This window comes from Streptosporangium sp. NPDC053982 (genome assembly GCF_055585205.1).
Genome location: NZ_JBVJKQ010000001.1, coordinates 354,018 through 380,940 on the forward strand (window position 1 = coordinate 354,018; position 26,923 = coordinate 380,940).

The 26,923-nt window shown below is 73.2% G+C and carries 23 protein-coding genes; 14 read left to right on the forward strand and 9 right to left on the reverse strand.

Going from position 1 to position 26,923, the window contains the following annotated elements; all coding sequences use genetic code 11:
* The first annotated feature begins 95 nt into the window (after positions 1 to 95).
* The 5 genes from ACZ6W9_RS01595 to ACZ6W9_RS01615 all read left to right on the forward strand — a co-directional run bounded on the left by ACZ6W9_RS01595 (position 96) and on the right by ACZ6W9_RS01615 (position 5,652).
* A complete protein-coding gene (locus ACZ6W9_RS01595) occupies positions 96 to 2,291 on the forward strand; it encodes a hypothetical protein (protein WP_470116543.1) in 2,196 nt (731 codons plus the stop codon).
* A gap of 68 nt (positions 2,292 to 2,359) precedes the next feature.
* Positions 2,360 to 3,193, forward strand: a complete 834-nt coding sequence (locus tag ACZ6W9_RS01600) for a permease-like cell division protein FtsX (RefSeq protein WP_389958683.1) — start codon at positions 2,360 to 2,362, stop codon at positions 3,191 to 3,193.
* A gap of 52 nt (positions 3,194 to 3,245) precedes the next feature.
* Positions 3,246 to 3,482: a type II toxin-antitoxin system Phd/YefM family antitoxin gene (locus tag ACZ6W9_RS01605; RefSeq protein WP_389958686.1), complete on the forward strand. Its 237-nt coding sequence runs from the start codon at positions 3,246 to 3,248 to the stop codon at positions 3,480 to 3,482.
* A 202-nt stretch (positions 3,483 to 3,684) separates the two neighbouring features.
* Positions 3,685 to 4,578 (forward strand): glycosyltransferase family 2 protein, encoded by an 894-nt coding sequence (locus ACZ6W9_RS01610; RefSeq protein ID WP_389958689.1) that lies wholly within the window; start codon positions 3,685 to 3,687, stop codon positions 4,576 to 4,578.
* A complete protein-coding gene (locus ACZ6W9_RS01615) occupies positions 4,579 to 5,652 on the forward strand; it encodes a glycosyltransferase family 4 protein (protein ID WP_389958692.1) in 1,074 nt (357 codons plus the stop codon). It abuts the gene before it with no gap.
* Here the strand turns inward: ACZ6W9_RS01615 and ACZ6W9_RS01620 are convergent.
* The gene (locus ACZ6W9_RS01620; RefSeq protein WP_389958695.1) at positions 5,607 to 6,590 is read right to left on the reverse strand and encodes a lysylphosphatidylglycerol synthase domain-containing protein; all 984 of its coding nucleotides are present in this window, start codon (positions 6,588 to 6,590) and stop codon (positions 5,607 to 5,609) included. The genes ACZ6W9_RS01615 and ACZ6W9_RS01620 overlap by 46 nt on opposite strands.
* Before the next feature lie 233 nt (positions 6,591 to 6,823).
* Here ACZ6W9_RS01620 and ACZ6W9_RS01625 point away from each other — a divergent pair, with 233 nt between their 5' ends.
* From ACZ6W9_RS01625 to ACZ6W9_RS01650, 6 genes are all read left to right on the forward strand, one after another.
* Entirely contained in the window at positions 6,824 to 7,711 is an 888-nt protein-coding gene (locus ACZ6W9_RS01625) for a class I SAM-dependent methyltransferase (RefSeq protein ID WP_470116544.1), read from the forward strand.
* 79 nt (positions 7,712 to 7,790) lie between these two features.
* Positions 7,791 to 8,786 carry a lysylphosphatidylglycerol synthase transmembrane domain-containing protein gene (locus ACZ6W9_RS01630; RefSeq protein WP_389958701.1) on the forward strand — a complete coding sequence of 332 codons (996 nt, stop codon included), beginning with the start codon at positions 7,791 to 7,793 and terminating at the stop codon, positions 8,784 to 8,786.
* A gap of 213 nt (positions 8,787 to 8,999) precedes the next feature.
* Entirely contained in the window at positions 9,000 to 10,130 is a 1,131-nt protein-coding gene (locus tag ACZ6W9_RS01635; protein WP_389958703.1) for a glycosyltransferase family 4 protein, read from the forward strand.
* Between the two features lie 17 nt (positions 10,131 to 10,147).
* Positions 10,148 to 11,242, forward strand: coding sequence for a mannose-1-phosphate guanylyltransferase (manB, locus tag ACZ6W9_RS01640; RefSeq protein WP_389958706.1), 1,095 nt, complete (start codon positions 10,148 to 10,150; stop codon positions 11,240 to 11,242).
* A 30-nt stretch (positions 11,243 to 11,272) separates the two neighbouring features.
* On the forward strand, positions 11,273 to 12,349 hold the full coding sequence (locus tag ACZ6W9_RS01645) for a DNA-3-methyladenine glycosylase family protein (protein ID WP_389958708.1): 1,077 nt from the start codon (positions 11,273 to 11,275) through the stop codon (positions 12,347 to 12,349).
* A 323-nt stretch (positions 12,350 to 12,672) separates the two neighbouring features.
* Complete coding sequence (locus ACZ6W9_RS01650) at positions 12,673 to 15,264, forward strand: bifunctional FO biosynthesis protein CofGH (RefSeq protein ID WP_470116609.1); 2,592 nt, start codon at positions 12,673 to 12,675, stop codon at positions 15,262 to 15,264.
* A gap of 89 nt (positions 15,265 to 15,353) precedes the next feature.
* Here ACZ6W9_RS01650 and ACZ6W9_RS01655 read toward each other — a convergent pair whose 3' ends face one another.
* From ACZ6W9_RS01655 to ACZ6W9_RS01665, 3 genes are all read right to left on the reverse strand, one after another.
* Positions 15,354 to 16,223, reverse strand: coding sequence for a hypothetical protein (locus ACZ6W9_RS01655; protein WP_470116545.1), 870 nt, complete (start codon positions 16,221 to 16,223; stop codon positions 15,354 to 15,356).
* Positions 16,220 to 16,762, reverse strand: a complete 543-nt coding sequence (locus tag ACZ6W9_RS01660; RefSeq protein WP_470116546.1) for an RNA polymerase sigma factor — start codon at positions 16,760 to 16,762, stop codon at positions 16,220 to 16,222. Before ACZ6W9_RS01660 ends, ACZ6W9_RS01655 begins: the two co-directional genes overlap by 4 nt.
* A 95-nt stretch (positions 16,763 to 16,857) precedes the next feature.
* Complete coding sequence (locus tag ACZ6W9_RS01665) at positions 16,858 to 17,001, reverse strand: hypothetical protein (RefSeq protein ID WP_470116547.1); 144 nt, start codon at positions 16,999 to 17,001, stop codon at positions 16,858 to 16,860.
* A 152-nt stretch (positions 17,002 to 17,153) separates the two neighbouring features.
* Between ACZ6W9_RS01665 and ACZ6W9_RS01670 the strand changes: the two genes are divergently transcribed.
* Both ACZ6W9_RS01670 and ACZ6W9_RS01675 read left to right on the forward strand, forming a co-directional pair.
* Positions 17,154 to 18,428: an AAA family ATPase gene (locus ACZ6W9_RS01670; protein ID WP_470116548.1), complete on the forward strand. Its 1,275-nt coding sequence runs from the start codon at positions 17,154 to 17,156 to the stop codon at positions 18,426 to 18,428.
* Between the two features lie 130 nt (positions 18,429 to 18,558).
* Positions 18,559 to 19,275, forward strand: coding sequence for an RloB family protein (locus ACZ6W9_RS01675; protein WP_470116549.1), 717 nt, complete (start codon positions 18,559 to 18,561; stop codon positions 19,273 to 19,275).
* 121 nt (positions 19,276 to 19,396) lie between these two features.
* On the opposite strand, the gene ACZ6W9_RS01680 is transcribed toward ACZ6W9_RS01675, so the two are convergent.
* The 5 genes from ACZ6W9_RS01680 to cofD form a co-directional block, all read right to left on the reverse strand.
* A complete protein-coding gene (locus tag ACZ6W9_RS01680) occupies positions 19,397 to 20,155 on the reverse strand; it encodes an SRPBCC family protein (RefSeq protein ID WP_470116550.1) in 759 nt (252 codons plus the stop codon).
* Positions 20,155 to 20,784 (reverse strand): ArsR/SmtB family transcription factor, encoded by a 630-nt coding sequence (locus ACZ6W9_RS01685; protein WP_362929096.1) that lies wholly within the window; start codon positions 20,782 to 20,784, stop codon positions 20,155 to 20,157. Before ACZ6W9_RS01685 ends, ACZ6W9_RS01680 begins: the two co-directional genes overlap by 1 nt.
* A 202-nt stretch (positions 20,785 to 20,986) precedes the next feature.
* Positions 20,987 to 21,817: a formate/nitrite transporter family protein gene (locus ACZ6W9_RS01690; protein ID WP_470116551.1), complete on the reverse strand. Its 831-nt coding sequence runs from the start codon at positions 21,815 to 21,817 to the stop codon at positions 20,987 to 20,989.
* A 180-nt stretch (positions 21,818 to 21,997) separates the two neighbouring features.
* Positions 21,998 to 23,320, reverse strand: coding sequence for a coenzyme F420-0:L-glutamate ligase (locus tag ACZ6W9_RS01695; protein WP_389958731.1), 1,323 nt, complete (start codon positions 23,318 to 23,320; stop codon positions 21,998 to 22,000).
* Complete coding sequence (cofD, locus tag ACZ6W9_RS01700; protein WP_389958734.1) at positions 23,317 to 24,375, reverse strand: 2-phospho-L-lactate transferase; 1,059 nt, start codon at positions 24,373 to 24,375, stop codon at positions 23,317 to 23,319. Before cofD ends, ACZ6W9_RS01695 begins: the two co-directional genes overlap by 4 nt.
* A gap of 237 nt (positions 24,376 to 24,612) precedes the next feature.
* Here cofD and ACZ6W9_RS01705 point away from each other — a divergent pair, with 237 nt between their 5' ends.
* Complete coding sequence (locus tag ACZ6W9_RS01705; protein WP_389958737.1) at positions 24,613 to 26,880, forward strand: hypothetical protein; 2,268 nt, start codon at positions 24,613 to 24,615, stop codon at positions 26,878 to 26,880.
* The last annotated feature ends 43 nt before the right edge of the window (positions 26,881 to 26,923 follow it).

Consider the following 26,923-nt stretch of genomic DNA (forward strand, 5'->3'; position numbering starts at 1 on the left):
CACCGGACGCGACGCCCGCCCCGGCTCGGGATACGACGCCCGGCCCGGCGGCCCGTCGCCGCCGGTTCCGGCCGCCACTACGCTCGGGTCCAGCCATGAGCCCGTCACCACTCTCGACGCCGGTCGCCGACGCCGGCCCGCGAGACCGCGCGCACCGGCCCTCGGCGGGCACCGTGCTCGCCGTGCTGTCGGCCGCGCCCGCGCTCGTGCTGGCGGGCTGGCTGCTGGCCGGGCTGCCGCTGCTGCTGCTCGGCTGGTTCCGGCCGCTCGCCGCGGTGCCGCTGGGCCTGTTCGCCGCCGTCGTCCTGTGCGGGTACGGCCTGCGACGCCTGCCCGAGACGGTCGAGGCGACGGCCCGGCAGACCGGCGCGGTCATCGCGGTGGCCCTGGGCTCCGCGGTCTTCAACGCCGTCTTCCACAGCGAGCAGCTCGTCGTCCGCCGCGACCCCGCCACCTACGCGCAGACCACGGTCTGGCTGGCCCGCCACGGCTCGCTGCCGATCCCACGGGACGCCGCGGCCCTCGGCGGCCCCGATCCGGCGCTCCTGTTCGACAGCGCGGGCTTCTACAGCTCGGGCGGCGCGGTCGTGCCGCAGTTCATGCCGGGGCCGCCGCTGCTGTACGCGTTCGGCCACTGGCTGGGCGGCCTGACCGGGATCCTCCTCGCGCCGCCCGTCCTGGGGGCGCTGGCGGTGCTGGTCGTCGCCGGGCTGACCGCCCGGCTGGCGGGCGGGCGCTGGGCGCCGGTCGCGGCGCTGCTGCTCGCGGTGAGCCTCCCCTTCCTCTACACCGCACGCACCACGTTCAGCGAGATCCCGTCCCTCATCCTGATCTTCGGCGGCCTCGTCCTGCTGCACGACGCCCGGACCAGGCTCCGCGCCGGGGTCACCGGCATCGGCTACCTGCCCGCCACGCCCTCCGCCGAGCGGCCCGGAGCGGTCCGGGAGGCCCAGCCGCGCGCCGCGCTGATCGGGGCGGCCCTGGCCGGCTTGGTGTTCGGGCTGGCGGTCCTGGTCAGGATCGACGGACTGCGCGACGTGCTGCCGGTGCTCGTCTACGCCGGGCTGCTCATCGCCATGGGCCGGACCGGCCTGCGCGACGAGGGACGGCTCGGCCTCCCGCTGCTCGGTGGGCTCGTCGTGGGCACCGGGCTGGGGGTCGCCGCCGGCTACCTGCTGTCGCGGCCGTACCTGAGATACCTGTCCAGCTCGCTCACGCCGCTGCTGCTCATCTGCGGCGCGGTCGTGGCCCTCACCGTCGTGGCCGCGCTGCTGGCCCGGCCGCTCGCCGCCGCGTTGCGCCGGGTCGCGGCGCTGCGGTGGCTGCCGGAGATCGTCGCCGGCCTGGTGGTCGCGGTGATGGCGGCCTTCGCCGCCCGGCCCTGGCTGCAGCAGGTCACCCGGGTGCCGACCACGCAGGCCGACCGGCTGAACGCCCTGTTCATCAGGACCACCCAGCGGGCCAACGGCCTGCCGGTGGACGGCACCCGCCTGTACTACGAGGACTCCCTGCACTGGGTGATGTGGTACATCGGGGTGCCCGCCGTGGTGCTCGCCACGCTGGCCGCGGCCGTCCTGGCCCGCAGGCTCGCCCGCGGCACCGGGTTCGGCTGGCTGCTGCCGCTGGCCGTGATCGGCTGGACCACCGTCACGACCCTCTACCGCCCGGCCATCACCCCCGACCACCCCTGGGCCTCCCGGCGGCTGGTCCCAGTCGTCGTGCCCGGCCTGATCCTGCTCGCCGTGTGGGGCCTGCGCTGGACGCGCGACAAGATCCGCCGGATGGGCTACGGCCCGGCCGCGCAGCGGAACCTGACCGCCGTGGGCATGGCGCTGCTCGTCGTCCCCGCCGCCGTCACCTCGATCGGCACGGCCTTCACCCCGATCGAGCGGGGTGAGCGCGCGGCCGTCGAGGCGATGTGCGCGGCCCTGCCCGGACGGGCCTCGGTGCTGATCGTCGAGCGGGTCACCGCCGAACGGCTGACCCAGGTGGTCCGGGGGACCTGCGGCGTCCCGACAGGGCGGGTCGCCCCGCTGTGGGGCTCCGACGTCGCCGGGAAGGCCGACGCGCTGCGCCTGGCCGCCCGGATCCGCGCCGCCGGCCGCGTCCCCGTCCTGCTCGCCGTCAAGGAGAGCCAGCTCACCCGGTACGGCGGCACGCCCGTCCAGGTGATGGCGTTGCGCACCCGCCAGGACGAGCGCTCCCTCGTCAGCCCCCCGGACGGCACCTGGTCCACCGCCATCGACGCCTGGATGACCGTCCCCGCCGAGAACCCTCCCGCCGAGCCCTGAACCCTCGGCCCCGACCGGTGGGACCAAACGGATTGACCGGATCCGTGAAGATCGTCATAGTCGGCTCCATGCGCTCACACTCCCTGCCGCTGGTCGCGGTGGCCGTCGCGACGATGCTCGGTACGGCGGGGGCCGCGGCTCCTCTCCCGGGGGACGGCCCCCGGCCCGCGGCGGTGAACGTGCTCCCGCCGCCGGACGGCCCCTGGCCCGAGGGCGGGGAGTTCACCGTCTTCCTGTGCGAGGACGACAGCGTCTTCGCCAGCTGCCACAAGCGGGCGACCACGGGGAAGCAGAAACGCGCGCTGCGGGCGAGGCTGAAGGCCATGCCCGGGGTGGCGACGGTGCGGTTCGAGTCCCGGCGGGAGGCGTGGGAGCTGTTCCGCAGGGTGAACGCCGACAACGAGACCCTGCTCTCCGCGATCAGGGTCGAGGACATGCCCGAGTCGTTCGGGGGCACGTTGCGGCGCCGGGCCGACATCATGCCGTTCAAGTCCGCGTTCCAGAGGAAACCGCAGGCGGGGACGAGCAACGTCGTCGTCCGGGGGCGCGACTTCTGGGAGGACAAGGCCGATCTCCGTATCGACCTCTGCGGTCCCGTGGGGGACACGGAGGCCTGCGAGGGCCGCGGCCCGGCCACCCCAGAGGAGAGAAGGATGATCGAGGCCGAGGCGGCGGGCGCCAGGGGAGTCGAACGCCTCTACCTGGAGGACGCCGAGCACGCCGCGCGGGTCACGTCGTTCGCCCTGACCGGCTTCCTGCGGCCCGGCAGGCGGTTGGACCCGGCGGGATTCTCCGAGCAGTACTACGTCAAGCTCACCGATCCGCGCGGCGCTGAAGCGCTGGCGGAGACGATCGGGAAACTGCCGGGCGTCCTCAAGGCCGAACCGACGGACAACGGCTGAGCGCCGGAGCGTTCGCCTGCTTCCGTGACCGTCCGAGGCGTACAGTCCTCGCATGAGCGAACCCCGGCCTGCGGATCACCCCGTCGAAGCGGGTGATCTCATCCAAGGGGCCGGTCGGCTTCTCGCACGGGTGAAAGCCGGGGAAGCGCTGACCATCATCGATCACGGCGAACCGATCGCCGTGATCCTTCCTCTCGCGGGTGTGAAGGCGGCCGTGCCCGCCGTGGGATACGTCTCCAGCGGGGATCCCGCCTGGGCGTCCCACGCCGACGAGGAGCCGCAAGGCTGACGAGCGGCGTTTCCGCGTGGCCGGATCGCTCGGCGGAGTGGGTGTCCTCGCCCGTCATCCGCGGTGTGACCTCCCCCGGAGGCCCGGGGGCGGTCCCTTCGGGAGGTGCCCGGGTCGGGTGATGTGCCACGGGGCTCGGCTAGGCTGAGTATCCTCGCCGGACGTGAGTACGCCCGAGACGACCTCCGAGAGTGGACCAGCCGTGGACGCAACGCCGTACGTGACGATCGTTCTGCCCTGTTACAACGAGCAGGACCACGTCATCGACGAGGTCGAGCGCATCTGCGCCGCCATGGACGCCAGCGGTTACACCTACGAGCTCGTGGCCGTCGACGACTGCTCCACCGACCAGACCCTGGCCAGGCTCCAGGAGGCCGCGCCGCGGTTCCCGAACATGCGGATCAGGGCGTTCCACCGCAACGGCGGGTCGGGCACGGTCCGCAGGATCGGCACCCAGGAGGCCCGCGGCGAGATCGTCGTGTGGACCGACGCCGACATGACCTACCCCAACGAGCGGATCCCCGAGCTGGTCCAGCTCCTGGAGAAGGACCCCACGATCGACCAGGTCGTGGGCGCCCGGACCACCGAGGAGGGCTCGCACAAGTTCCTGCGGGTGCCGGCCAAGTGGTTCATCCGCAAGGTGGCCGAGCGGCTGGCGGGGCAGCGGATCCCCGACCTCAACTCGGGGTTGCGGGCGTTCCGCAAGTCGGTCGCCAGGCCCTACCTGCGGCTGCTGCCGCCCGGGTTCTCCTGCGTCACCACGATCACGCTGTCGTTCCTGTCGAACCAGCACGACGTCTACTACCTGCCGATCGAGTACAGCAAGCGGGCCGGGAAGTCGAAGTTCAGTTTCATCTCCGACGCCTACCGCTACATCCTGCAGGTGCTGCGGATGGTGATGTACTTCAACCCGCTGAAGGTCCTGATGCCGCCGGCCATCTGGCTGGTCTGCATCGGTATCGTCAAGGGGATCTACGACAACGTCCTTCACCCCTTCTACCTCGCCAGCAACACCATCGTGATCTTCATCTCCGGGTTGCTCATCGGCTCGCTGGCGCTGCTGGCGGACCTCATCGTTCGGTCCAGGAGCGAGTAGATGCGCATCGCGATCGTCGGGCCGGTCCACCCGTACAAGGGCGGCGGCGCCGCGCACACCGCCGAGCTGGCGCACCGGCTGCGCGACGCCGGGCACGACGTGGTGGTCGAGACGTGGCGGGCGCAGTACCCGTCGTTCCTCTACCCCGGGCAGCAGACCGTGGACACCCCGGACGAGCGGCCGTTCCCGAACGTCCGCCGCGACCTCGACTGGCGGCGGCCCGACGGCTGGTTCCGCGCCGGACGCCGCCTCGCGGGCGCCGACCTGGTGATCCTGGTGCTGCTCAGCTCGGTGCAGGTGCCGCCCTACCTCGGCATCCTGTCCGGCCTGCGGCGGCGCACCCGGGTGGTGGCGCTGTGCCACAACGTGCTGCCGCACGAGCGCAAGCCGTACGACGAGCCGCTGGTGCGGGCGCTGCTGCGCCGGGTGGACGGCGTGCTGACGCACTCGGAGAAGCAGGCCGGGCTGGCCCGCGGGCTGACGTCCGCCCCGGTGAAGGTCGCCGAGATGGCGCCGCACCTGCCGCGGGGGCTTCGTGAGAGCGGCCACGTCGAGGGTGTCTCGAACCGGTTGCTTTTCTTCGGCCTGGTCCGGCCGTACAAGGGGCTCGACCTGCTGATCCGCGCGCTGCCCGAGGGCGTGTCGCTGCGGGTGGCCGGGGAGTTCTGGGGGGTCCGCGAGAAGATCGAGGCGCTCGTCAGCGAGCTGGGGCTGACCACCCGGGTGGAGCTGCGGCCCGGTTACGTCGCCGACGAGGACCTCCCGGCGCTGTTCGCCGACGTGGACGCGCTGGTCCTGCCCTACCGCGGCGGTACGGCCAGCCAGCAGGTGTGGCTCGGCCACGAGCTGGGGGTGCCGGTGATCGCCACCCGGGTCGGCACGCTCGCCGACCACGTCACCGACGGTGTGGACGGCCTGCTCGTCGAGCCGGGGTCGGTGGAGGCGCTGCGCGCGGCGCTGGAGAGGTTCTACCGGCCGGGCGAGCCCGAGCGGCTGCGCGCCGGGGTCAAGGCCGTCGACCCCGATCCCTACTGGGCGGCGTACGCCGACGCGCTGGTCTCCGCCGGGGCCTGAGCCCGCGCCCGGCGGCCGAGCAGCCAGCCGATCCCGGCCCAGGCCAGGTCGGTGAGGGTGAAGGCCAGCCGGGAGACGAGGGCGACGACGGCGACGACGGCGACCGTCCGCGCCGACGTCAGGCCGCCTGTGTCCTGGCTCAGCCCCGACATGAGGGCCGCGGCCATCGCGGCCTCGCGCACGCCCACCCCCGCCGGGACGACCGCGATCAGCAGTCCGGTGGCCCAGGCGGCGGCGTAGGCCCCGGCTCCGAGCGCGTAGAGGGAGAAGTCGCCGGTCAGGTCGCCCAGGACGAGCCAGGCGTGCAGGCCGTACAGCAGCCAGCCGAGGAGGGTCCAGCCGAGGGCCGAGAGCAGGGCGCGGCCGGGCAGGACCCGCTCGACCGGCTCCCGGCGGGCGATCCGCAGCGCGAGGTTCAGCCCCCAGGTGAGGACCTTCGGGTGCAGGCAGACCGCGATCACCGGGATGATCAGGACGAGATACCACGTCCGCCCGGCCATCGACCGGGCGGTGAACGGCAGCGTGGCGGCGGCGAGGCCGACCGCGCAGCCCAGCGAGACCAGCAGGGCCATCGAGGTGGCGCTGAAGGTGCGCCGGGGCGGGCAGCCGTGGTCGCGGCCCAGCTCCATCATCGCCGCGTAGGCCCAGACGGACCCGGGGACGTACTTGCCGAGCTGCCCCACGAACAGCACGCGCGCGGCCACGCGCATCGGCAGCGGCGAGCCGAGCCCGGCGACCACCCGCTGCCAGGCGACGAGCATGCAGCCCGCCCCGGCCATCACCGACGCCCAGGCCCCGGCGACCGACCACCACGACAGCTCCGTCAGCGCGCGGCGGGTGTCGTCCCAGTTCCGGGCCAGGCCGTAGCCGAGGAAACCGACGGCGACGAGGGCGAGAAGGACCCGCAGCAGGCGGCTTGTCCGGATTCGGTGGAGCATGCGCACACAGTACGGCCGGGACCGTACCGGGCGGTAGGCAGTGGGCGCGCCGGTACGCTTGGGCGGCATGGCGGCGCGGACGAGAACGCGCCGCCGGGCGACCGGAGACGACGGCCGCCGGCGGGCGGGGACGGACGAGGAGTCGGACGCGCCGCCGGGCGGCTGAAGGCGACGGACGCCGACGGACGACGGGCCGGGCGCGCCGGGTGACGGCGCGGGGCGAGTGGGAAGCGGTGGACGACTCTGTGAGCGGAGAGGCGAGCGGGAGGCCGGGAGGCGGGGCGAGCGGGGAGCGTCAGGCCCAGCTCGAGTACTCCGAGTTCCAGGCGGCGATGCTGGATGAGGAGAAGCGCCGCCGCAAGGCCGCGAAGATCGTGGCGGTGCTGGGCCACTTCCTCGGCCGCGACAAGGAGGTCCTCGAAGGGCTGACCGTCGCCGACATCGGCTGCTCCGCCGGGTTCATCGCCGATGAGCTGGCCTCCGCGGGCGCGCGCCGCACCTTCGGCGTCGACATCGACGTGCCCGGCCTGCGCCGGGCGGCGCAGCGGTTCGGCGACCGGGTCCGGTTCGTGTGCGCCGACGGCACCGCGCTGCCGTTCCCCGACTCCTCGGTCGACGTGCTGGTGTTCAACCACATCTACGAGCACGTCGTCGACCCTGACGCGATCATGGCCGAGATGCACCGGGTGCTGGCCGACGGCGGCGTCCTGTACCTCGGGCTGGGCAACCGGCTCGGGGTGATGGAGCCGCACTACAAGCTGCCGTTCCTGTCCTACCTGCCGCCGGCGCTGGCCGACCGCTACGTGCGCCTCTCCGGCCGGGCCGACAGCTACTACGAGCGCTACCGCACCCGCCGCGGCCTGCGGAGGATGGTCCGGGGGTTCACGGTGTGGGACTACACCTTCCCGGTGCTCGCCACCCCCGCCGCCTTCGCCGGGTCGGAGCTGTTCCCGGGCGTCGCGGGCCGCGCGGCCACCGCCGTGCTGTCCCGGCTGCCCCGCCCCGTCCTGCGGGCGCTGCTGCCGGTGGTGCCGACCTACCTGTGGGTGGCGACCAAGGGCGGCCGCCGCCCGGCCGGGCCGTCGCTGCCCCAGCCGCCCGACCCGGTGGCCACCCGGTGAGCCCCATGGGAAACCCCGTGAGTCCCACGGGGGACCCTGCGAGTCCCGTGGCCGGGCCGTGACGGCCGGGGGAGGCCGCATGCCGACGGAGAGGCCCGAGGGCCGCGGGGAAGAGGACGCCGTCAGGCCCGCCGGGCGGGCCAGGCCGCTGCGCAGGCTGGTCCGCGTCGCGTTCCTGCTCGTCGCCCTGGGGTTCGGGGCGTGGGCGGTGGCGAAGCAGTGGACGGAGATCAGCGCCGGCTTCGCGCGCCTGTCCTGGCCGTCGCTCGTGCTGTCGCTGGTCGCGGTGGTCGCGGCGCTGGGCGGCGGCATGATGACGTGGCGGGCGCTGCTGGCCGACCTCGGCTCGCCGCTGCCGGTGCGCGCCGGGGCGAAGGTCTTCTTCGTCGGTCAGCTCGGCAAGTACATCCCCGGCTCGCTGTGGCCGGTGCTCGCGCAGATGGAGATGGGCCGGGAGCTGGGCGTGCCCCGGCCGCGCAGCGCGGCGGCGTTCTTCCTGACGCTGCCGGTGCAACTGGCCAGCGGGCTGGTCGTCTCGGCGGTGACGCTGCTGGTCGCCCTGCCGGGGGCGGCGATGCCGTACGCCTGGGTGTTCCTGCTGGTGCCGGTGCTGGCGGTGGCGTTCGAGCCGCGCGTGGTCAACGCGGTCCTCGGGTTCGGGCTGCGCAAGCTGGGCCGCGGGCCGCTGGAGCGCCCGCTCACCCGCCGGGGCATGCTCACCGCGCTGGGCTGGGCGACGCTCGGCTGGGTCGCCTACGGCCTGCACCTGGCGGTGCTCGTGACGCAGCTCGGCCCCTCCGGGATCCCGGCGGTGCTGTTCTCCATCGGGGCGTTCGCGCTGTCGTGGTGCCTGGGCATCATGACGTTCGTGGTCCCGGCCGGCGCGGGGGTGCGCGAGGTGGCGATGGTGGCCGTCATGGCGCCGGTCCTGGACCGGGGGTCGGCCATCGCGGTGGCGCTCTGCTCCCGGGTCGTGATCATCATCGGCGACCTCGTCTGCGCGGGGGCGGCGGGGCTGGCGGCGCGGCGCGAGGTGCCCTCCCCGCACGACGCCGCCCGGGAAGAACCCGCCTGAGCCGTATGGGACCCGGGTGGGCCGGGCAGGGAGGAACCGTCCGAGCCGGGTGAGCGCGGGTGGGCCGTACGGGAGGATCCGGGTGAGCCGCACGGGGAGGACTCGTGTGATTCGTCGCACGTTTCCCGAGGCTCTGGCAATAGAGTGAGGGACTGGAGAGGGGCGGCCCTTCCGCGCGCATCCCACCGAACCCGTTGGGGGGAGTGATCCTCGGTGACGTTCCGGGTGCTTGTGGACGCGGCCGCGGTCCCTGCGGATCGCGGCGCACTGATCAGATACGTCGACGGGCTGGTCGCGGCGCTCGACCGGGGCGGCGCGGACCTCGCGATCGTCTGCCAGCGCGCCGACGGCGAGCGGTACGCCGCGCTCGCCCCGTCGGCGCGGATCCTCACCGGCCCGCTGCGGATCGCCAACCGCGCGGCCAGGCTGGCGTGGGAGCAGACCGGGCTGCCGTTCCTGGCCCGGCAGGTCGGCGCCACGGTGATCCACGCTCCTTACTACTCGATGCCGCTGCGCTCGGGCCTGCCGACCGTGGTGACCGTCCACGACGTCACCTGCTTCACCGAGCCCGCCCAGCACGACCCGTTCAAGGCGTCCTTCTTCCGCTCGGCGACCCGCACGGCCGTACGGCACGCCGCGCGGGTGATCGTGCCCTCCAAGGCGACGAGGGACGAGCTGGTCCGGGTGCTGGCGGCCGACCCGACCCGGATCGACGTCGCCTACCACGGCGTGGACCCCGCCCTCTTCCACCCGCCGTCCGCACGGGAGGTCAGGCACGCCGCCGACCGGCTCGGCCTGCACGGCACCCCCTACGTGGCCTTCCTCGGCCCGCTGGAGCCGCGCAAGAACGTCCCGAACCTCGTCCGCGGCTTCGTCCGCGCCGTCGGCGACCTGCCCTCGCCCCCCGCGCTGGTGCTGGCCGGGGGCGCGGCCGGCGCCCGCGACTCCGGCGTGGAGGACGCGGTGCGCGAGGCGCCGTCGCGCCTGCGGGTGCTGATGCCGGGGTATCTCGCCTTCACCGACCTGTGCGGCTTCTTCGGCGGGGCGGCGGTGGCGGCCTTCCCCTCCCGGGGCGAGGGCTTCGGCCTGCCGGTGCTGGAGGCGATGGCCTGCGGCGCCCCGGTGCTCACCACGCACCGCACCTCGCTGCCGGAGGTGGGAGGCGACGCGGTAGCCTACACGGAGCCGGACGACGTCAGCATCGGCGAGGCGCTGCGCGCGCTGCTGGCCTCCGGGGAGCGCCGCCGGGCGCTCTCGGCGGCCGGACCGGCCCGTGCCAGGGAGTTCACCTGGGAGGCCTCCGCCGAGGCGCATGTCGTGTCGTATCGGCGCGCGGCCGAATAGTGAGCTAACCTCGCGGGATGATGGAAACCCCTTTGCCGGATCTTGAGGCGATCCTCCTTGTCGGTGGACAGGGCACGCGCCTCCGTCCGCTGACCCTCGGCACGCCCAAGCCGCTGCTGCCCACGGCGGGGGTTCCCTTTCTCGCGCACCAGCTCTCGCGGGCCCGGTCGTTCGGCGTGCGGCGCATCGTGTTCGCCACCTCCTACCGGGCGGAGATGTTCTCCGAGGCGTTCGGGGACGGTTCGGCGTTCGGCCTCTCACTGGAGTACATGACCGAGGAGACGCCGCTCGGCACCGGCGGCGCGATCCGCAACGCCGCCGAGGCGCTGACCTGCGGCCCCGACGCGCCGGTGCTGGTGCTCAACGGCGACATCCTGTCCGGCCACGACATCGGCGCGCAGGTCGCCCTGCACGTTGAGCGGCAGGCCGCCGTCACCCTGCACCTGACCGAGGTGGACGACCCGACGCGCTTCGGGTGTGTGCCGACCGACGACGAGGGCCGGGTGACCGCCTTCCTGGAGAAGACCCCCAACCCGGTCACCAACCGGATCAACGCCGGCTGCTACGTCTTCACCCGGTCGGTGATCGACACGATTCCGGCCGGCGAGGTCGTCTCGGTCGAGCGGGAGACCTTCCCCTCGATGATCGAGTCGGGCGCTCCGGTGCTCGGGTACGCCGACGCCTCCTACTGGCTCGACGTGGGCACGCCCGCCGCGTTCGTCAAGGGCTCACGCGACCTGGTCCTCGGCCGCCTCCACTCGCCGGCCCTGCCCGGTCCCACCGGTGAGTTCCTCGCCCTGCCCGGCGCGGTGATCTCGCCCGAGGCGAAGGTCGAGGGCGGCTCGACGGTGGGCGCCCGCGCGGTCGTGGAGTCCGGCGCGCAGGTTTCCGGCAGCGTGCTGAGCGACGAGTGCGTGGTCCACGAGGGGGCGACGGTGGTCGACTCGGTGATCGGGATCGGCGCCGAGATCTTCCCGGGCGCGGTCCTGCGGGGAGCGGTGATCGGCGACGGCGCGGTGGTCGGCCCCGGCAACGAGCTTCTGACGGGCAGCCGCCTCTGGCCGGGCGTGGTGCTGCCGGAGTGCGCCGTCCGCTTCTCCAGCGACGTCTGACCCGGTCCACGGGCAGCGGCGGGAAGCGGCATGGGAGGGCGTTTCCGCAGGGGTCCCGGCTCGGCCTGGCCGCCGCGCGGCGCGGGCGGCTCCGGGGCGGCCGTCCGGCCAGTGGAGGCTCCTGGCGAGGTGCCCGCCCCGGCCGGCGACGCGCTCCGGCCCTCCGGGACCGGGGCTCCGGTCCGGACCGGGCCGGCGGCGGGCGGCGGGCCGAAGCGGCGTGAGTGGCCGCTGGACCGGCCGCTGGACCTGGAGCTGACCCTGGCGCCGCACCGGCGGGGCGCCGGTGACCCCGCCTGGCGGATGACCCCCGACGGGGCGGTCTGGCGGACGTCCCGTACCCCCGACGGGCCCGGCACCCTCCGGGTCTCGCTGCGGCACGGCCGGGTCAGCGGCGCCGCGTGGGGAGCGGGGGCCGGATGGCTGCTTTCGACCCTGCCGGCGCTGCTCGGCGACGGCGACGACCCCGAGGGGCTCGTCCCGGCGCACGAGGTGGTCCGCGTCGCCGCCGGACGGCACGCGGGACTGCGGATCGGGCGCACGTTCCGGGTGCTGGAGGCGCTGGTGCCCGCCGTACTGGAGCAGAAGGTCGTGACGGCCGAGGCGTGGCGGGCGTGGCGGTGGCTGCTGCACCGGTACGGCGAGCCCGCCCCGGGCCCCGCGCCCGAGGGGATGCGGGTCTTCCCCGCCCCCGAGGTGTGGCGGTCGATCCCCTCGTGGGACTGGCACCGGGCGGGGGCCGAGGCCGTACGGGCGCGGACGATCGCGAACGCCGCGTGGCACGCCGCCAAGCTGGAGGCGGTCTCGGACAGTGCCGGGGCCGACCGGCTGCTGCGGGCGCTGCCCGGGGTGGGGGTGTGGACGTCCGCGGAGGTGCGGCAGCGCTCGCACGGTGACGCGGACGCGGTGTCGGTGGGCGACTTCCACCTGCCGTCGCTGGTCGGCTGGTCGCTGGCGCGGGAGCGGACCGACGACGCGGGGATGCTGCGGCTGCTGGCCCCCTACCGGGGCCACCGGCACCGGGTCAGCCGGCTGCTGGCGCTGTGCGGTGAGCGGCCGCCCGCTCGCGGGCCGCGGCTCGCCGCGCGCGACTTCCGCTCGTTCTGAGCGTTCTGGCCGGGAGGCGGTCCGCGAAGGCCGTGGTGGGCTGCCAGTCACGGCCGTCGCGCGAGTCGGCTCCGGCCAGCGGGCCGAGGACGGCGACGAGGCCGAGGGCGAGAAGAAACCAGATCATCATCGACTCCTGTGGGGGATCTCCGGGGGAACTCCTCCAATATATGTTTACGCATGCATTTACGTCTATCGAGAGTTCCTTGGCTTGACGATTCAGCTTTGCTGAAGAGTCGAGGGGGTGATCCGGACCCGCGGCGGGCGGGCCGGGGGCCGGGCCGTAATGTGCCCCCATGAGCGTGAACCCCACCGACACCGCGATGCGGCGAGCCCTGGCCCGTGCCCGGGACGGCAAGACCCTCGACGTCACCGAGGCCACCGTCCTGCTGCACGCGACCGGAGAGCACCTCGACGCCCTGCTGGAGCACGCCGGGCGGGTCCGCGACGCGGGCCTCGCCGCCGCCGGGCGGCCGGGGGTCGTCACCTACAGCCGCAAGGTCTTCATCCCGCTGACCCGGCTCTGCCGCGACCGGTGCGGCTACTGCACGTTCGCCGTCGCCCCGCACCGGCTGGAGAGCATGTACCTCGGCCCCGACGAGGTGCTGGACATCGCCCGGCGGGGCGCGGAGCTGGGCTGCAAGGAGGCGCTGTTCACCCTCGGCGACCGGCCCGAGGACCGCTGGCCCCAGGCCCGCGAGTGGCTGCACGCCCACGGCTACGACGACACCCTCTCCTACGTCCGCGCCATGGCGATCCGGGTCCTGGAGGAGACCGGGCTGCTGCCGCACCTGAACCCGGGCGTGCTGTCCTGGCGCGACCTGCAGCGGCTCAAGCCGGTCGCGCCGTCGATGGGCATGATGCTGGAGACCGTCTCGCGGCGGCTGTTCGAGGAGAAGGGCGGCCCCCACTACGGCTCGCCCGACAAGGACCCCGCGGTACGGCTGCGCGTCCTGGAGGACGCCGGGCGCACGAACGTGCCGTTCACCAGCGGCGTCCTCATCGGCATCGGCGAGACCGTCGCCGAGCGCGCCGAGTCGCTGTTCGCGCTGCGCGCCGTGGCCCGCGAGTACGGCGGGCTCCAGGAGGTCATCGTCCAGAACTTCCGCGCCAAGCCCGACACGGCGATGCGCGGCATGCCCGACGCCGACCTGCGGGAACTCGCCGCCACGATCGCGGTGGCCCGGCTGGTGCTCGGGCCGCGCGTGCGGCTGCAGGCCCCGCCCAACCTGGTGGACGGCGAGCACGCCCTGATGATCCGGGCCGGCATCGACGACTGGGGCGGCGTCTCCCCGCTGACGCCCGACCACGTCAACCCCGAACGCCCCTGGCCGCAGATCGACGACCTCGCCGCCCGCACCGCCGCCGCCGGGTTCGCCCTGCGCGAGCGGCTGACGATCTACCCCGAGTACGTGCTGGCCGGCGAGCCGTGGCTCGACCCCCGGCTCGCCGGGCACGTGGCCGCCCTCGCCGACCCGGAGACCGGCCTGGCCCGCGAGGGTGTGACGCCGGCGGGCCGCCCCTGGCAGGAGCCGGACGGCGGGTTCGCCGCGGCGGGCCGTACCGACCTGCACACGGCCGTGGACACCGAGGGGCGCAGCCGCGACCGCCGCGACGACTTCGACCACGTCTACGGCGACTGGGACGCCCTGAGGGACCGCCTGCCCGCGGGCCCGCCGTCCGGGGGCCGCGCCGGGCGGGCGCCCGCGGCGCTGCTGGGGGAGGTGTCGGAGGCGCTGCGGCGGGCCGCGTCCGACCCCGCCGGGCTGACCGAGGAGCAGGCGCTCGTCCTCCTCGACACCGCCGGCGACGCCGACGGCGCGGGCGCGGACGACGCCGCTCTCGACGAGCTGTGCCGGATCGCCGACGACCTGCGCCGCCAGGCCGCCGGGGACGACGTGACCTACGTCGTCAACCGGAACGTCAACTTCACCAACGTCTGCTACACCGGCTGCCGGTTCTGCGCCTTCGCGCAGCGCCGTACCGACGCCGACGCCTACACGCTCAGCCTGGAGCAGGTCGCCGACCGCGCCTGGGAGGGCTGGGAGGCCGGGGCGACCGAGGTGTGCATGCAGGGCGGCATCCACCCCGACATGCCGGGCGACGCCTACTTCGACCTCGCCCGCGCGGTCAAGGCCCGGGTGCCGGACATGCACCTGCACGCCTTCTCGCCGATGGAGGTCGTCAACGGCGCGAGCCGGCTGAACGTGTCCGTCGAGGAGTGGCTCGCCGGGGCCAGGGAGGCGGGCGTGGACTCCCTGCCGGGGACCGCCGCCGAGATTCTCGACGACGACGTGCGGTGGGTGCTGACCAAGGGCAAGCTGCCCGCCGCCGAGTGGGTCGAGGTGATCACCACCGCCCACCGGCTCGGCATCCCGACGACGGCCACGATGATGTACGGCCACGTGGACACCCACGCCCACTGGGTGCGGCACATCCGGCTGATCCGCCACATCCAGGAGGAGACCGGCGGCTTCACCGAGTTCGTGCCGCTGCCGTTCGTCCACACCAGCGCCCCCATCTACCTCGCCGGGATCGCCAGGCCCGGCCCGACGGCGCGGGAGAACCGGGCCGTGCACGCGCTGGCCCGCGTCCTGCTGCACGGCGCGATCGCCAACGTCCAGTGCTCCTGGGTCAAGCTCCGCGACGACCTGTGCCGCCAGGTGCTCCAGGGCGGCGTCAACGACCTCGGCGGCACGCTGATGGAGGAGACGATCAGCCGCATGGCCGGCTCCGAGAACGGCTCCTTCAAGACGATCACCGAGATCGCGGCGATGGTCGCCCCCACCGGCCGCCCGGTCCGCCAGCGCACCACCTCCTACGGCGTGCCGGACGCGGAACGGCTGGCCGCCGCCGCGGCGAGCGACGGCGTCTGCCGCAGCGTACGGTCCCCGCTCCCGCTGGAGACGCGCTGATCCGGACGCTCGGCTCGGTGCCGGACGCCCGGATCGGCACCGGGCGCCCGGCCCGACCGGCTCGGCATGGGGCGCCCGGCCCGACCGGCTCAGTCCCCGCGGCGAAGATCGCGTAGGAACGGGTTGGAGTCCGGGCCGGCGTGCAGCTCCACGGTGTCGGAGCTGTACGGCGTGGCCATCGCGACGATGTAGTCGTCCTTGATCCGGTCCGGGCCGACGGGGGAGCTGACGCCGCTGCCGTCGGCGTTGTTCTCCATCAGGAAGTACCGGATCTTCAGCCCGCGCCGGGCCAGTTCGGCCCTGACCTCCGCGACCGTCCTGCCCTTCACCGGATAGCCGTCCACGGACGCGGTGTCGACGGCCTCGTTGACGGTGGACAGGCCCGCGTAGGGCTCGCCGGGCGCGGCCGGGCGGCCGATGCTCACGGAGATCTTCCCGGTGTAGTCCGCGGGGAAGGTCACCTTTCCGCACCACGCGGATCCGCAGGGTCCCTCCGGCTCGTAGGTCACCCCTGTGCCCGGCGGGAGGTCCCCGACCAGGTCGGGGCCGAACATCTTGCCCACCATCCGGGGCGGCACCGGGATCTTCTCCACGGTGGCGTCCAGCCCGACGGCCTTGAACGCCTCCGCGAAGGCCGCCGCGTCGGCGTCGGGGTCGGTGACGGAGACGGTGAGATACCTGTCGGTCCGCTTCAGTGAGACGGCCGCGTTGGCGTACTCCGTGGCGGGGCCGCCCCAGGGCAGCCCGACTCCGACGACCAGCGCGGCCGCCAGCCCGGCGGCGGCGCCCAGCGTCAGGCCGCGCCGGATCGGCGGGCTCCGGCGCGGCCGCCCGGCCGGCGCCCGCTCCTCCGAAATGATCGATTCCATCAGCGCACGCGCCCCGGCGCCCGTGGCCTGCCCTGCCGGATCCCGGGCCAGGTCGTCGTTCCGCACCCGTGCGAGGTCGGCGATGTTCACAGCGGTCTCCCTTCGACGGCGATGAGGCCCGGGTGGTCGATCCCGGCCTTGGCCAGGTCGCGTGCGAAGCGCCTGCGGGCGCGGTAGAGCCTGACGGCCGCGGCGTTGCGGGAGACGCCGAGGACGCGGGCGATCTCCCGCGTGTCGAGGTTCTCCCACGCGACGAGGGTCAGCAGCTCCCTGTCGCCGTCCGACAGGCCGCGCAGGACGTTCCCGACCCGCGAGTAGTCCTCGACGGACGGCTCATCGAGCACCGGTGAGGCGGCGAGCTGCCCGCGCAGCACCGCCGTCCGCTGCTCGTGCCGCCGTTCACCGCGCCGGTGGTTGGCCAGCACCCGCCGGGCCACGCCGAACAGCCACAGCCTGGCCTCCTCCCCCTGGGGCACCTCGTCGATCCGCCGCCACGCGACCGTGAACGTCTCGGCCACCACGTCGGCGGCGTCGTCGGGGTCGGGGCAACGGCGCAGGGCGTATCCGAGGATGGAGGCGTAGGCGGACTCGTAGATCTCCACGAACCGGCGCTCGGGATCCCTTCCCATCCGGTCTCCTCACTTGAGTGGTCAACACCCACCCATGTCCGGATTTCCGGATCTATTACAGGGTCGGGAGTGATGAGGAGGAGACCCCCGGCCGATCAGGAGAACAGGGCGGTGAGCCAGTCCTGCCAGGCGCGTTCGGCCTTGGCGGCGTCGGCGTCGGGGGCGAACAGGTGGTGGCCCAGGACCATCGCGTCGCCCCGCGTCGGGCCGGAGTGGATGAACCGGTGAGAGCTCGGCACCGGATGATGGTACGGCGCCACGGGACCTTAGCGACCGCGAGTCACTCGCTGACATCCGATAAGTAGCTGCCATATGATTTCCTGTGCAGGTTTTCTGCGTTAGAGGGTAGATGACGGGACGGAATTCCCTGTTCTGGTAGGGAGGTTCAACGGTGCTGATCCGCTTCAGGCTGGCTAACCACCGGTCCGTCCGCGACGAGCACGAACTGTCCTTGATCGCCACGGAGTTCGACGAGGGCTCGGCTCGGAAGACCGGTCTCAAGTACCGGGGGCGGGACGTCTCGGTGCAGCCGGTGGTAGGCGTGTTCGGGGCCAACGCGTCGGGAAAGTCCAACCTGCTCAGCGGCTTCCAGCTCATGCGTGACGCTGTGCGCGACTCTTTCGCCGACTGGGCCAAGATCCCGGAGGCGGTTCCCCGCCAGCCTTTCAAACTCGATCCCGCCTCCCGCAGGGAGACGACGCTGTTCGAGATCGATCTCGTGATGGGCCGGGACCCCGTCCGTTACACCTACGGCTTCGAACTGTCGGACGAGCGGGTGGAGGCGGAATGGTTGCACGCGTACCCGCACGGCCGCCGCAATGTCTGGTTCGACCGGGAGGCGGGCCGCCCGGAGGCGGAGGGCGGGGAGTTCGTCTTCCGAGGGGAGGGTTTCAGGGGAGAGCGGGACGCCTTGGTCCGGCTGACCCGTCCGAACGCCCTGTTTCTGTCGGTTGGCGCGACTCTCAACGATCCCCAGCTGTCGGCGGTGCACGGGTGGTTTCTGAGCCATCTGTGGCCGGTGTCTCCGGGCAGAGACATCGAGACCCGGCTGCGCTGGACCAGATGGCGCCTGGCTCACCCGAGCCAGGAGGGAGACCACCGTCAACGGATCGCGGAGCTGCTGCAAGCGGCAGATCTGGGAATCACCCGCCTCGACACGGACCCCGAGACCGGCGAGGTCAGGTTGTGGCACCGTACTCCGGACGGCGGGGAGACGCCGTTGGACTTCCACGCGGAGGAGTCCATGGGAACCCATGCCTGGTTCGCCTTCCTGGGGCCCATGCTCACCGCGCTCGACCAGGGATCGGTCCTGCTGGTGGACGAACTGGACTCCAGCCTTCATCCGGCGCTCGCGGCCGAGGTCGTGCGGGTCTTCCAGGATCCCGCATCCAACCCGCACGGAGCCCAGCTCATCTTCACGACGCATGACGCGACCCTGCTAGGCAGTGAGGTGCTCGACCGGCCGCTCAACCGTGACCAGGTGTGGATCACAGCGAAGCGGGGCTCGGGGGAGACGGAGATCTACCCACTTACGGAGGCCAAGCCCCGCAAGGAGGAGAACCTGGAGCGAGGTTATCTGCGCGGTCGTTACGGCGGAGTACCCCGGGTCACCGCCGGGAAGATCGTCCGCGGGCTGTCCGGGCGTGAGACGAAGGCGACGGTGTGAGCGGACCGATGGGGACGTGAGCGGACCGATGGGGAAGGGCGAGAGGCGGACGGCACGGAGAAGGCGTGGACGCCTGGAGGACGAGCGGTCACTGGCTCCGAGATCCGGTTCGCGCTCGCGCGGGGTACGAGTGCTGTATGTGGCCTGCGAGGGTGAGTCCACGGAGCCGGACTACCTGGAGTACCTGAACGAGCGGTTCGGAGACGGCGACGACCGGAAGAGGCGGTCTTTCAAGATCCAGCCGGTCTTCCGTAAGAACGGGATGACCCCTTCTGGGGTCGTCGAGGCCGCCCGGAAGGTCGCCCGTGAGGACGAGGCATGGGCGCTTTTCGACCGCGATCAGTGGGATGACATCCCACAGGCGATCAGAGTCGCGGCCGAGTCGAAAGTCGAGGTTGCGTTCTCGCATCCGTCGTTCGATCTGTGGCTTCTGCTTCACTTCCAGCCGTTCGCCGGGGCACAGAGCGGCAGCAGCGGACTCGTGGTCGAGAAGCTACGGCGGGCGAAGGGCGCCGACGCCTTCAAGGACTACGACAGGAGAGGCGACAAGAATGTCAGAGGAGCCCGGCGTGACGCCCTGAATTCGAAGGAGGGGAAAGCGGTGAAACACGCCCGGAGCCTGGTCGGCTCCTGTGCCCGGGGAGACTGTGATCCCGATGGCGCGCGGTTCGAGCCGGTCGGCCGCGATGCCGGGCCGTGGTCACCACGGATGTGGACGGCCCGTTCCGGGCACGCCCCGGACTGCCCGATCCTCCATCGTGATCCGTCCACCGACGTGTGGCGTCTACTGGTCGCGCTGGGCATCGGTGAGCGGGAAGCGGACGCGTCCAGGGACGAAAACGGGTGACTCCACGCCCGTCCAGATCGCGACACGGATAGGCGACCGTGATACGCATCCGCCGCGAGCCCTCTCGCGGGAGAGGACCCAGCGGCGGATGGGCCGGCTTCCGGGTGGGACAGGCCGGTGATCAGGAGAACAGGGCGGTGAGCCAGTCCTGCCAGGCGCGTTCGGCCTTGGCGGCGTCGGCGTCGGGGGCGAACAGGTGGTGGCCCAGGACCATCGCGTCGCCCCGCGTCGGGCCGGAGTGGATGAACCGGTAGAGGCCGTCGGCGGTGCGCACGCCCAGCAGGGACGGTCCGGCGGCGTAGTCGACCACGCCCTCGACCGGGGCGAGCCCGTCCACCATGACGCGGGCCGGGTCGCCGGCGGCGGGGTCGCCGGGCAGGCCGAGCGCGCCGGTGAGCAGCGACCAGGCGCGGTCCTGGTCGGCGGAGCCCGGGCGGAAGGCGGAGACGACGGCCGTGGCGGTGCGGCCGGGGAAGTGGAGCAGGTAGGCGGCCAGGGTGTGGAGGTACATGTCCCAGCCCTCCTGCATGGCCTCGTACTCGGCCTCCCAGTCGTCGCCGAGGAAGCCGCTCTGCGCCAGTCGCAGCACGGTGCTGCCGCCGTCGCGTCCCTCGATGAGGTACTCGAAGGCCATGAACCTGCCGTCGGGGGCCTCCTCGCCGCGGTGGGCGAACCGCTTGCCCGGCTCCCAGGCGGTGATGGTCGAGCCCTCGGTCATGCCGCCGACGGTCAGCCGTGTGCTGCCGCCCTCACCCCCGAGGACCTCGTTGCGTCCCATGAACCACGAGTCGATGCCGGGACCGGTCGCGATGGCCTCCCAGACCTCCTCGGGGGTGGCGGGAAGGGTGATCTCCTTGTGCAGATCGAACTCGTGCAGCATCAACTCTCCTCGGTGCCGTCGGACCCGGTGGTCCGAGTCTGCACCGATTCTGGGTCGACGCGCGGATGAATCGCGACGATGAGGCGGTGGGGCCGCCCGCCCTCGGCGGTCTCGTCGTGGTATTTGGCGACCAGCGCGGTGACCGCGCCGGACAGTTCCTCGGCGAAGGCGGCGCGGTCGGCCGCGGAGGCGAAGCGCACCTCACCGTCGATGGCGAACGTCGCCACCCGCTTGTTCGCCCTGGTCGCGCCACTGATCAGCTCGCCCACGTCGCGCACCAGCCGGGAGGCGACGGCCAGCAGCCAGCGGGCCGACAGCCGGTCGGGCGCGCGCGACGGGTCGGGCGCCACCGAGGCCAGCGCGACCGGGGAGATGACGTAGGAGGAGGCGGTGGCGCGCATCACCCGTTCGGTGACGTTGCCCTTCCTGCGCTCCTCGACGAGCTCCACCAGGCCGTGCTGCTCCAGGGTCTTCAGGTGGTAGTTGACCTTCTGGCGGGGCAGGCCGACCTTGGCGGCCAGCATGGTGGCCGAGGCCGGCTCGGCCAGCTCGGCCAGCAGCCGGACCCGGATCGGGTCCAGGGAGACCTCGGCCGCGGCCGGGTCGTCGATCACCGCCACATCAAGCATGCCACCACTGTATCCGACAATCTTTCTTGTCGGAAGGGCGGGATTCCCGGTTCCGGGTTCCGGGTTCCGGGTTCCGGGTTCCGGGTCCGGGTCCGGAGTACGGGCTCCGCTGGCCGGTCCGTGTCCCGTGCCCCGGCTCCGGGCTCTCGGCCCGGGCTCCCGGCCCGGGGCCCCGTGCCACGGGCCCTGCCGCGGCGCGTCGTCAGCGCTGGTGGCCGCGTTCCTCGGCGAGGCGGTGCGGCACCCGCGCCAGCCGCAGGAAGGTCACCAGCCCGACGCCGCCGACGAGGTTGCCCAGGATGGCCCAGCCCAACGCCGCCAGCCAGTCCAGGTAGCCGAACGGAGCCCGGCCGGTGATCAGGGCGGCGAACATCAGGATCGAGTCCAGCACGCTGTGGAACAGCTGACCGCCGGCCAGCAGGGCGCCGAACAGCACGGCGGGCACCAACCGGACCCCGATGTCGTCGGTGGCGTGCTGCATCCGGGTCATCAGCGTGATCACCATGCCGGCCAGCACCGCGAGAGAGAACGAACGCAGGTTCACCCCCAGCTCCGCGAAGTGGGTGCCGGCCTTCACGGCGGTCAGATGCAGCCGGGGAAAGGCCTGCATGATCAACCAGGCGATTCCCCACCCACCGGCCAGGTTGGCCACCAGCGACACCGCCCACAATCTGGCCAGTCCGCCCAGAGATCCGTGCCGGGCCGCGACCGCGGCCACCGGTACCAGGAAGTTCTCGGTGAACAACTCGCTACGGGCCAGCACCAGCGCGACGAAACCGATGCTGAACGCCAGCCCGGCCACAATCGTGGACCCGGTCGCCTCCTCGACCAGCAGGTACGCCAGCACCCCGGTGCCGATGTCGATCCCGCCGAGCAGGCCGGTCACCACCAGCGTCGACCACGGCCGCGCCAGCCGCCCCGAACCCTCGTCGACCAGGCGGTCGAAGGCGTCCTCAAGCTCGGGCTCCGGCTCCACCGGGGGCTGCGTCAGCCCGTCACCATGGCGGTAGCCGGACTCCGGGGACTCACTCACCGAGACGTCATGCCCCCTGCGGCGGCCGCTACTCCTCGTGTGCGATGAGTGGCGCACGGTGCGCCGTCCAGGCGGGTGGATCCGAGTCCGTGCGGGCCACGGGCGCCACGGGGGGCGCCGGACCTGCTCGTCGAGGCTCTGTTCCGCGGACCTCCTCGCCGTGGCGAAGATCCACGGAACCTAGCGGACCGCGATGAAGTCGTCCGCCTTCCTCGGCGCCCGCTCGCGCGGCGGCGCGGCCGGGCGGCCGATCGCCACGGCGCCCATCGGATCCCACGTCGCGGGCAGGTCCAGCACCTCGCGGACCACGTCGCGGCAGAACATGGTGGACGACACCCAGGCCGACCCCAGGCCCTCCACCGCGAGCTGGACCAGGAAATTCTGCACCCCCGCGCCCGCTGCGACCACGAACATCTCCCGCTCGGCCGCCGCGCGGCGCGGGTCGGGGTAGGTGTGCGAGCCGTCCATGACCAGGCAGGGCACCGCGAGGTACGGCGCGGCCCGCAGGACGTCCCCGCGCCTGATCCGCCGCTCGATCGACGCCTCGGAGAAGCCGTCGCCCCGCAGGTCGGAGATCCACGCCTCCCGCATGGCGTCGAGCAGCCGCAGGCGGGCCCCGGCCGACTCCAGCAGCACGAACCGCCAGGGCGTCGTGTGGTGCGGCGCCGGGGCGGCGATCGCCGCCTCCACCGCCCGGCGGACCTTGGCGCCGTCCACCGGCTCGGCCGCGAACCCGCGGACGGTACGGCGGGCGAAGACCACGTCGCGCGAGCCGTACCGGAACATGTCGTCCTCGGACTGGCGGACCAGCTCCCGCACGCCCGGCCCGTCCTCCTCGGTGGTGTACTCCGCCATGCCGCGGATCACCGCCACCGGGGTCTGCGCGATCTTGCCCTTGACCAGGTCGCCGGCGGCGGCGAACTCGTCGGCGATCGCGGTCAGGGTCACCTCCAGCGGGTTGCCGTAGTCGTCGGACAGGCCCCGGTAGTCGAGTACGGCGGGCATCCCGGCCACGCCCACGGCCATGTCGGTCTGGCCGTTGCGCCAGGGGCGGCCGAAGGTGTCGGAGACGATCACCGCGACCGAAACGCCGAGCCGCTCCCGGACGCTCCTGCGGACGGCCACGGCGGAGGCGTCGGGGTCGACCGGGAGGAGCACGACGGTGCCGGGCTCGGAGTTGGAGGCGTCCACCCCGGCGGCGGCCATCACGAACCCGTGCGAAGTCTCGGCGATCACCGTCTCGCCCCGCCGGGCGACGACCCGCCGGGTCTCGTCGGCGATGGCCTCCGACCGGCCGACACCGCGGCGGACCCGGCCCTCGGCCTTGCTGGAGATCTTGGAGGTGACCACGAGGATGTCGCCGTCACGGAGGTCGGGCATGGCCGCGGCGATCAGCGCGCCGACGTCGTCCCCCTCCCGCACCTCGGGCAGCCCGGGGACGGGGAAGATCTCCAACCTGGTCTCGACGGGCTGTTCGTCCTGCTTGCGGCGGGTCCTGCTCATCTTTCCTCTTCGTATCGCGTCCCGGCGGCCTCACTCCGTGCCCCGGCGTCGTCCGGTGCTCCGGCGACTTCGTCTCGTGTCCCGGCGTCGTCCGGTGCTCCGGCGGCCTGGCCGCGGGAGGCCGCGAGGCCGGTGACCATGTCGAGCGCGGCGCGGGCGATCGCGGCCGCCGCCTCGATGTCGTGCATGATCAGGGGACGGGCCTCGACGCGGACGCCGTCGAGCCGGACCCCGGCGTCCTCCTCGGCGACCAGCCAGCCGTCCAGCAGCGGCGAGCCGTACAGTTCCAGGACGGCCTGGGCGGTGGTCTCCACGCCGATCGCGGTGAGGCAGGCGTCGGCCATGCCGCGGACCGGGGCGCCGCCGACGATGGGGGAGACACCGACCACCGTCTTGCCCTCAAGAGCCTCCCGGATGCCCTTGATCTGCAGGATCGTGCCGATGCTGACCACCGGGTTGGACGGCGGCAGGATCACCGCGTCGGCCTCGGCGACGGCCTCCAGCACACCGGGGGCGGGCCGGGCCTCGTCGGCGCCGACCAGGACGATCCGCTCGGCCGGGACGGACGCGCGCATCCGCACCCACCACTCCTGGAAGTGGATCGCCCGGCGGCCCTGCTCGTCGGAGACGACCACGTGGGTCTCGACGCGGTCGTCGGTCATCGGGATCAGCCGCACGCCCGGCTCCCAGCGGGCGCACAGGGCCTCGGTGACCGCGGACAGCGGATACCCGGCCCGCAGCATCTGGGTGCGCACGATGTGGGTGGCGAAGTCGCGGTCGCCCAGACCGAACCACTGGGGCTCGACGCCGTAGGCGGCCAGCTCCTCCTTGACGGCGTGCGACTCGTCACGCCGGCCCCAGCCCTGCTCCTCGTCGATGCCGTCGCCGAGGGTGTACATCACGGTGTCCAGGTCGGGGCAGACCTGGAGGCCGTACAGGACGATGTCGTCACCGGTGTTGCCGATGACCGTTATCTCCGAGTCGGGGGCCGCGGCGCGCAGGCCGCGCAGGAAGCGGGCGCCGCCGATACCGCCGGCGAGGGACACGATGCGCATGACGTCCAGTCTTCCACTGCCTCGTGGCCGCCGGTCCGGCAAAATCTGCGCGGGGCGGCGGCCGCCTTGTCGTGATCGTTGCGAGGGCCGTCCGCGCAGGCGGGAGGGCCGATATGGCTGTCCGAAATATATGACAGTGTCCTTAATGGTTGGCTTGTGGGGCTGGCGAGGTTGCGGAGAGTTCCGACACGTAAGTCGGCCATGTGCAAAACTGGCTCGGATTTACCTGACGACCCGGTGGGGGTAGTTGTGAACAACGTCGAGGCTGACCGGCTCCGCGGACCGGCCGCGTGGCTCATGGTCGCCACGGCGGCCCTGAGCGTCCTTTTCGGCGTCATACGGCTGTTGTTCGGATTCTCCGGCTCCAGCGAGGCGACCTTCGCCGTCCGTGCGCAGGCGGTCCTGAGCGGCCTCACCTCCCCGGTGCTCGTCGCGCTCCTCGTCGGCGGCGTCCTGCTCGGAAGCCACTTCGGCCCGCCGGTCGCACGGCTGAAGCTCATGACCCAGGTGGCCGTGGCCGCCCTCGGCCTGATGACGCTGTTCGGCGCGATCGGCCTGATCGGCGGGCTGTTCGCCGGTGACAGCGTGATGGGCCTGCTGGAGTTCCTCCTCCTCAGCGTTCCGGCGCTGGCGCTCGCCGCCGTCGGGCTGCTCCACCTGCTGCCCCGGATGACCGCCGCCGCTCCCAGGACCCGGCCCGCCGGGTTCACCGAGGGGAACGGCCTCGGCGCCGTCGGCGGCCTGGGCGGCATGCAGGAACAGCGCCCGCAGGAGCAGTCCTTCCCGGCGCCTCCGCAGGCCGGGCACGCGGGGGTCCAGCAGGACCAGCCGTTCCCGCCGGGCTTCCCGCAGAACCCGGCCCAGCAGCCCGGCTCGCCGCAGGCCCCCCAGCAGGGCTTCCCGCAGGCCCCCCAGCAGGGTTTCCAGCCGCAGGAGGCCGCCTTCCAGGGCCAGCAGGGGCACCAGGGCCAGGGGCACCAGGGTCAGCAGGGCTTCCCCCAGGGCCGGCAGGGCTTCCAGGGGCCGGGGGTTCCGCAGGGTCCCGCCGAGCAGATGTCCGCCGCCCAGCACGGCCTCCCGGACCAGGGCTTCCCGGACCAGGGCACGCAGCAGGGCTTCCGCCCGCAGGAGGCCCAGCCCGGCCCCCACGTCCAGCCCCAGCACCTCCGGGGCCTGCCGGCCCTCCCGCCCGCGCAGAGCACCCAGGGCTCCCAGGACGCCCAGAACCCGATGGCCTCCGAGGGGCACGGCGGCGGTCACGGGTCCGAGGAGCATCTCCGGTCCGCCGCGACCACCGCCTACCCGGCGCAGCCGGGCGAGGGACACGCGTCGGCCTACCCGCAGGCCGGTGAGGGACACGCCCCCTCCTACGCGTCGCCGTCCGGCGACGGGCACGCCCCGGCCTACGCGTCGCAGGGCGGTGAGGGTTACGCCTCCTCCTACGGGGCCCCCTCCGGCGACGGCCACGCCCCGGCCGCCTACGCGCCGCCGACCGGCGACCAGGGGTACGGCGCGCAGCCTCCGGTCTACAACCCGGCCCCGACGCAGCCCTCCCTGCCCCCGCAGGCCTCCGCCGCCCCGGCCGAGCAGCCGTACGCACCCGGTCCGTACGTGGCGGCCGACGTCCAGCACACGGCCGCGCCGTACGAGCAGCCCGCCCCCTACGCCGTCCAGGCCGACCACGGCCGGCTCCCGGCCCACGGCGAGCAGCGGTTCCCCGGCTACGACCGCCCGGCCGACGGCGGGCTGCCCGGCTACGACCGGCAACAGGCCGAGGGCGGGACGGGCGGCGGCCACGCTCCGCAGGCCGAGCAGCAGACGCCGTTCTACACGCCCCCGCAGGAGAGTTACTCCCCGCCGGCCGAGGCCGGGGCGCACACCGCCTTCGACGGCCGGCCGCAGCAGTCCTTCCCGCAGCCGCCGGAGAACTACGGCCAGCCGCTCACCGGATACTCCGGCGGCGAGTTCGCCCGACAGGCCGAGCAGCAGGGCACGCCCTACCAGGCGCCCGCCCCGGTGGACCCCCGTTCCCAGCAGATCGCCCAGGCATACCAGCAGGCGGAGAGCTACGCCCAGCAGGCGCAGGGGACCGAGCCGCAGCTGCGCGTCCCGGAGTACAGCTCCTCTCCCGGCTCCCCGGGCCCGCAGACCGGCGGCTACGACGACCCCTTCGGGCACCCGCAGACCCACCAGACGCCGCCCGCGGCGCAGCCGTACCAGCAGCAGGGGCAGCAGCCGTACCAGCAGCAGGGCGGCGAGCAGTGGGACGCGCAGGAGGAGTCGACGATGCGCCTCGGCTCCGGCGCCTACCGGGGAGACCCGCTGAACGATCCCGACCCCGGGATCAGGCCGTGGGACTCCCGCCCGACCATCGACCCGACCGCGATCTACAAGCCGGAGCGCTCGGGGCAGGTCACGGGGGAGGAAAACACGGATAGAGAAAGGGTGGGCCCCGGTCAGGAGCAGAACATGTCCTGGTACGGTTCCGACCGCCGGGAGCACTGAACGACCAGGCGATCGTCATGATCGCCTGCCGCTCGCCCTCGTG

Excerpts from the sequence above, each read along its gene's own strand:
- ACZ6W9_RS01630 (WP_389958701.1), top strand. The coding sequence starts at position 7,791 with ATGCCGACGGAGAGGCCCGAGGGCCGCGGGGAAGAGGACGCCGTCAGG.
- ACZ6W9_RS01620 (WP_389958695.1), bottom strand. The coding sequence starts at position 6,590 with ATGCTCCACCGAATCCGGACAAGCCGCCTGCTGCGGGTCCTTCTCGCC.
- ACZ6W9_RS01685 (WP_362929096.1), bottom strand. The coding sequence starts at position 20,784 with ATGCTTGATGTGGCGGTGATCGACGACCCGGCCGCGGCCGAGGTCTCC.
- ACZ6W9_RS01680 (WP_470116550.1), bottom strand. The coding sequence starts at position 20,155 with ATGCTGCACGAGTTCGATCTGCACAAGGAGATCACCCTTCCCGCCACC.
- cofD (WP_389958734.1), bottom strand. The coding sequence starts at position 24,375 with ATGCGCATCGTGTCCCTCGCCGGCGGTATCGGCGGCGCCCGCTTCCTG.
- manB (WP_389958706.1), top strand. The coding sequence starts at position 10,148 with ATGATGGAAACCCCTTTGCCGGATCTTGAGGCGATCCTCCTTGTCGGT.
- ACZ6W9_RS01595 (WP_470116543.1), top strand. The coding sequence starts at position 96 with ATGAGCCCGTCACCACTCTCGACGCCGGTCGCCGACGCCGGCCCGCGA.
- ACZ6W9_RS01605 (WP_389958686.1), top strand. The coding sequence starts at position 3,246 with ATGAGCGAACCCCGGCCTGCGGATCACCCCGTCGAAGCGGGTGATCTC.
- ACZ6W9_RS01615 (WP_389958692.1), top strand. The coding sequence starts at position 4,579 with ATGCGCATCGCGATCGTCGGGCCGGTCCACCCGTACAAGGGCGGCGGC.
- ACZ6W9_RS01600 (WP_389958683.1), top strand. The coding sequence starts at position 2,360 with ATGCGCTCACACTCCCTGCCGCTGGTCGCGGTGGCCGTCGCGACGATG.
- ACZ6W9_RS01660 (WP_470116546.1), bottom strand. The coding sequence starts at position 16,762 with ATGGGAAGGGATCCCGAGCGCCGGTTCGTGGAGATCTACGAGTCCGCC.
- ACZ6W9_RS01645 (WP_389958708.1), top strand. The coding sequence starts at position 11,273 with ATGGGAGGGCGTTTCCGCAGGGGTCCCGGCTCGGCCTGGCCGCCGCGC.
- ACZ6W9_RS01695 (WP_389958731.1), bottom strand. The coding sequence starts at position 23,320 with ATGAGCAGGACCCGCCGCAAGCAGGACGAACAGCCCGTCGAGACCAGG.
- ACZ6W9_RS01650 (WP_470116609.1), top strand. The coding sequence starts at position 12,673 with ATGCGGCGAGCCCTGGCCCGTGCCCGGGACGGCAAGACCCTCGACGTC.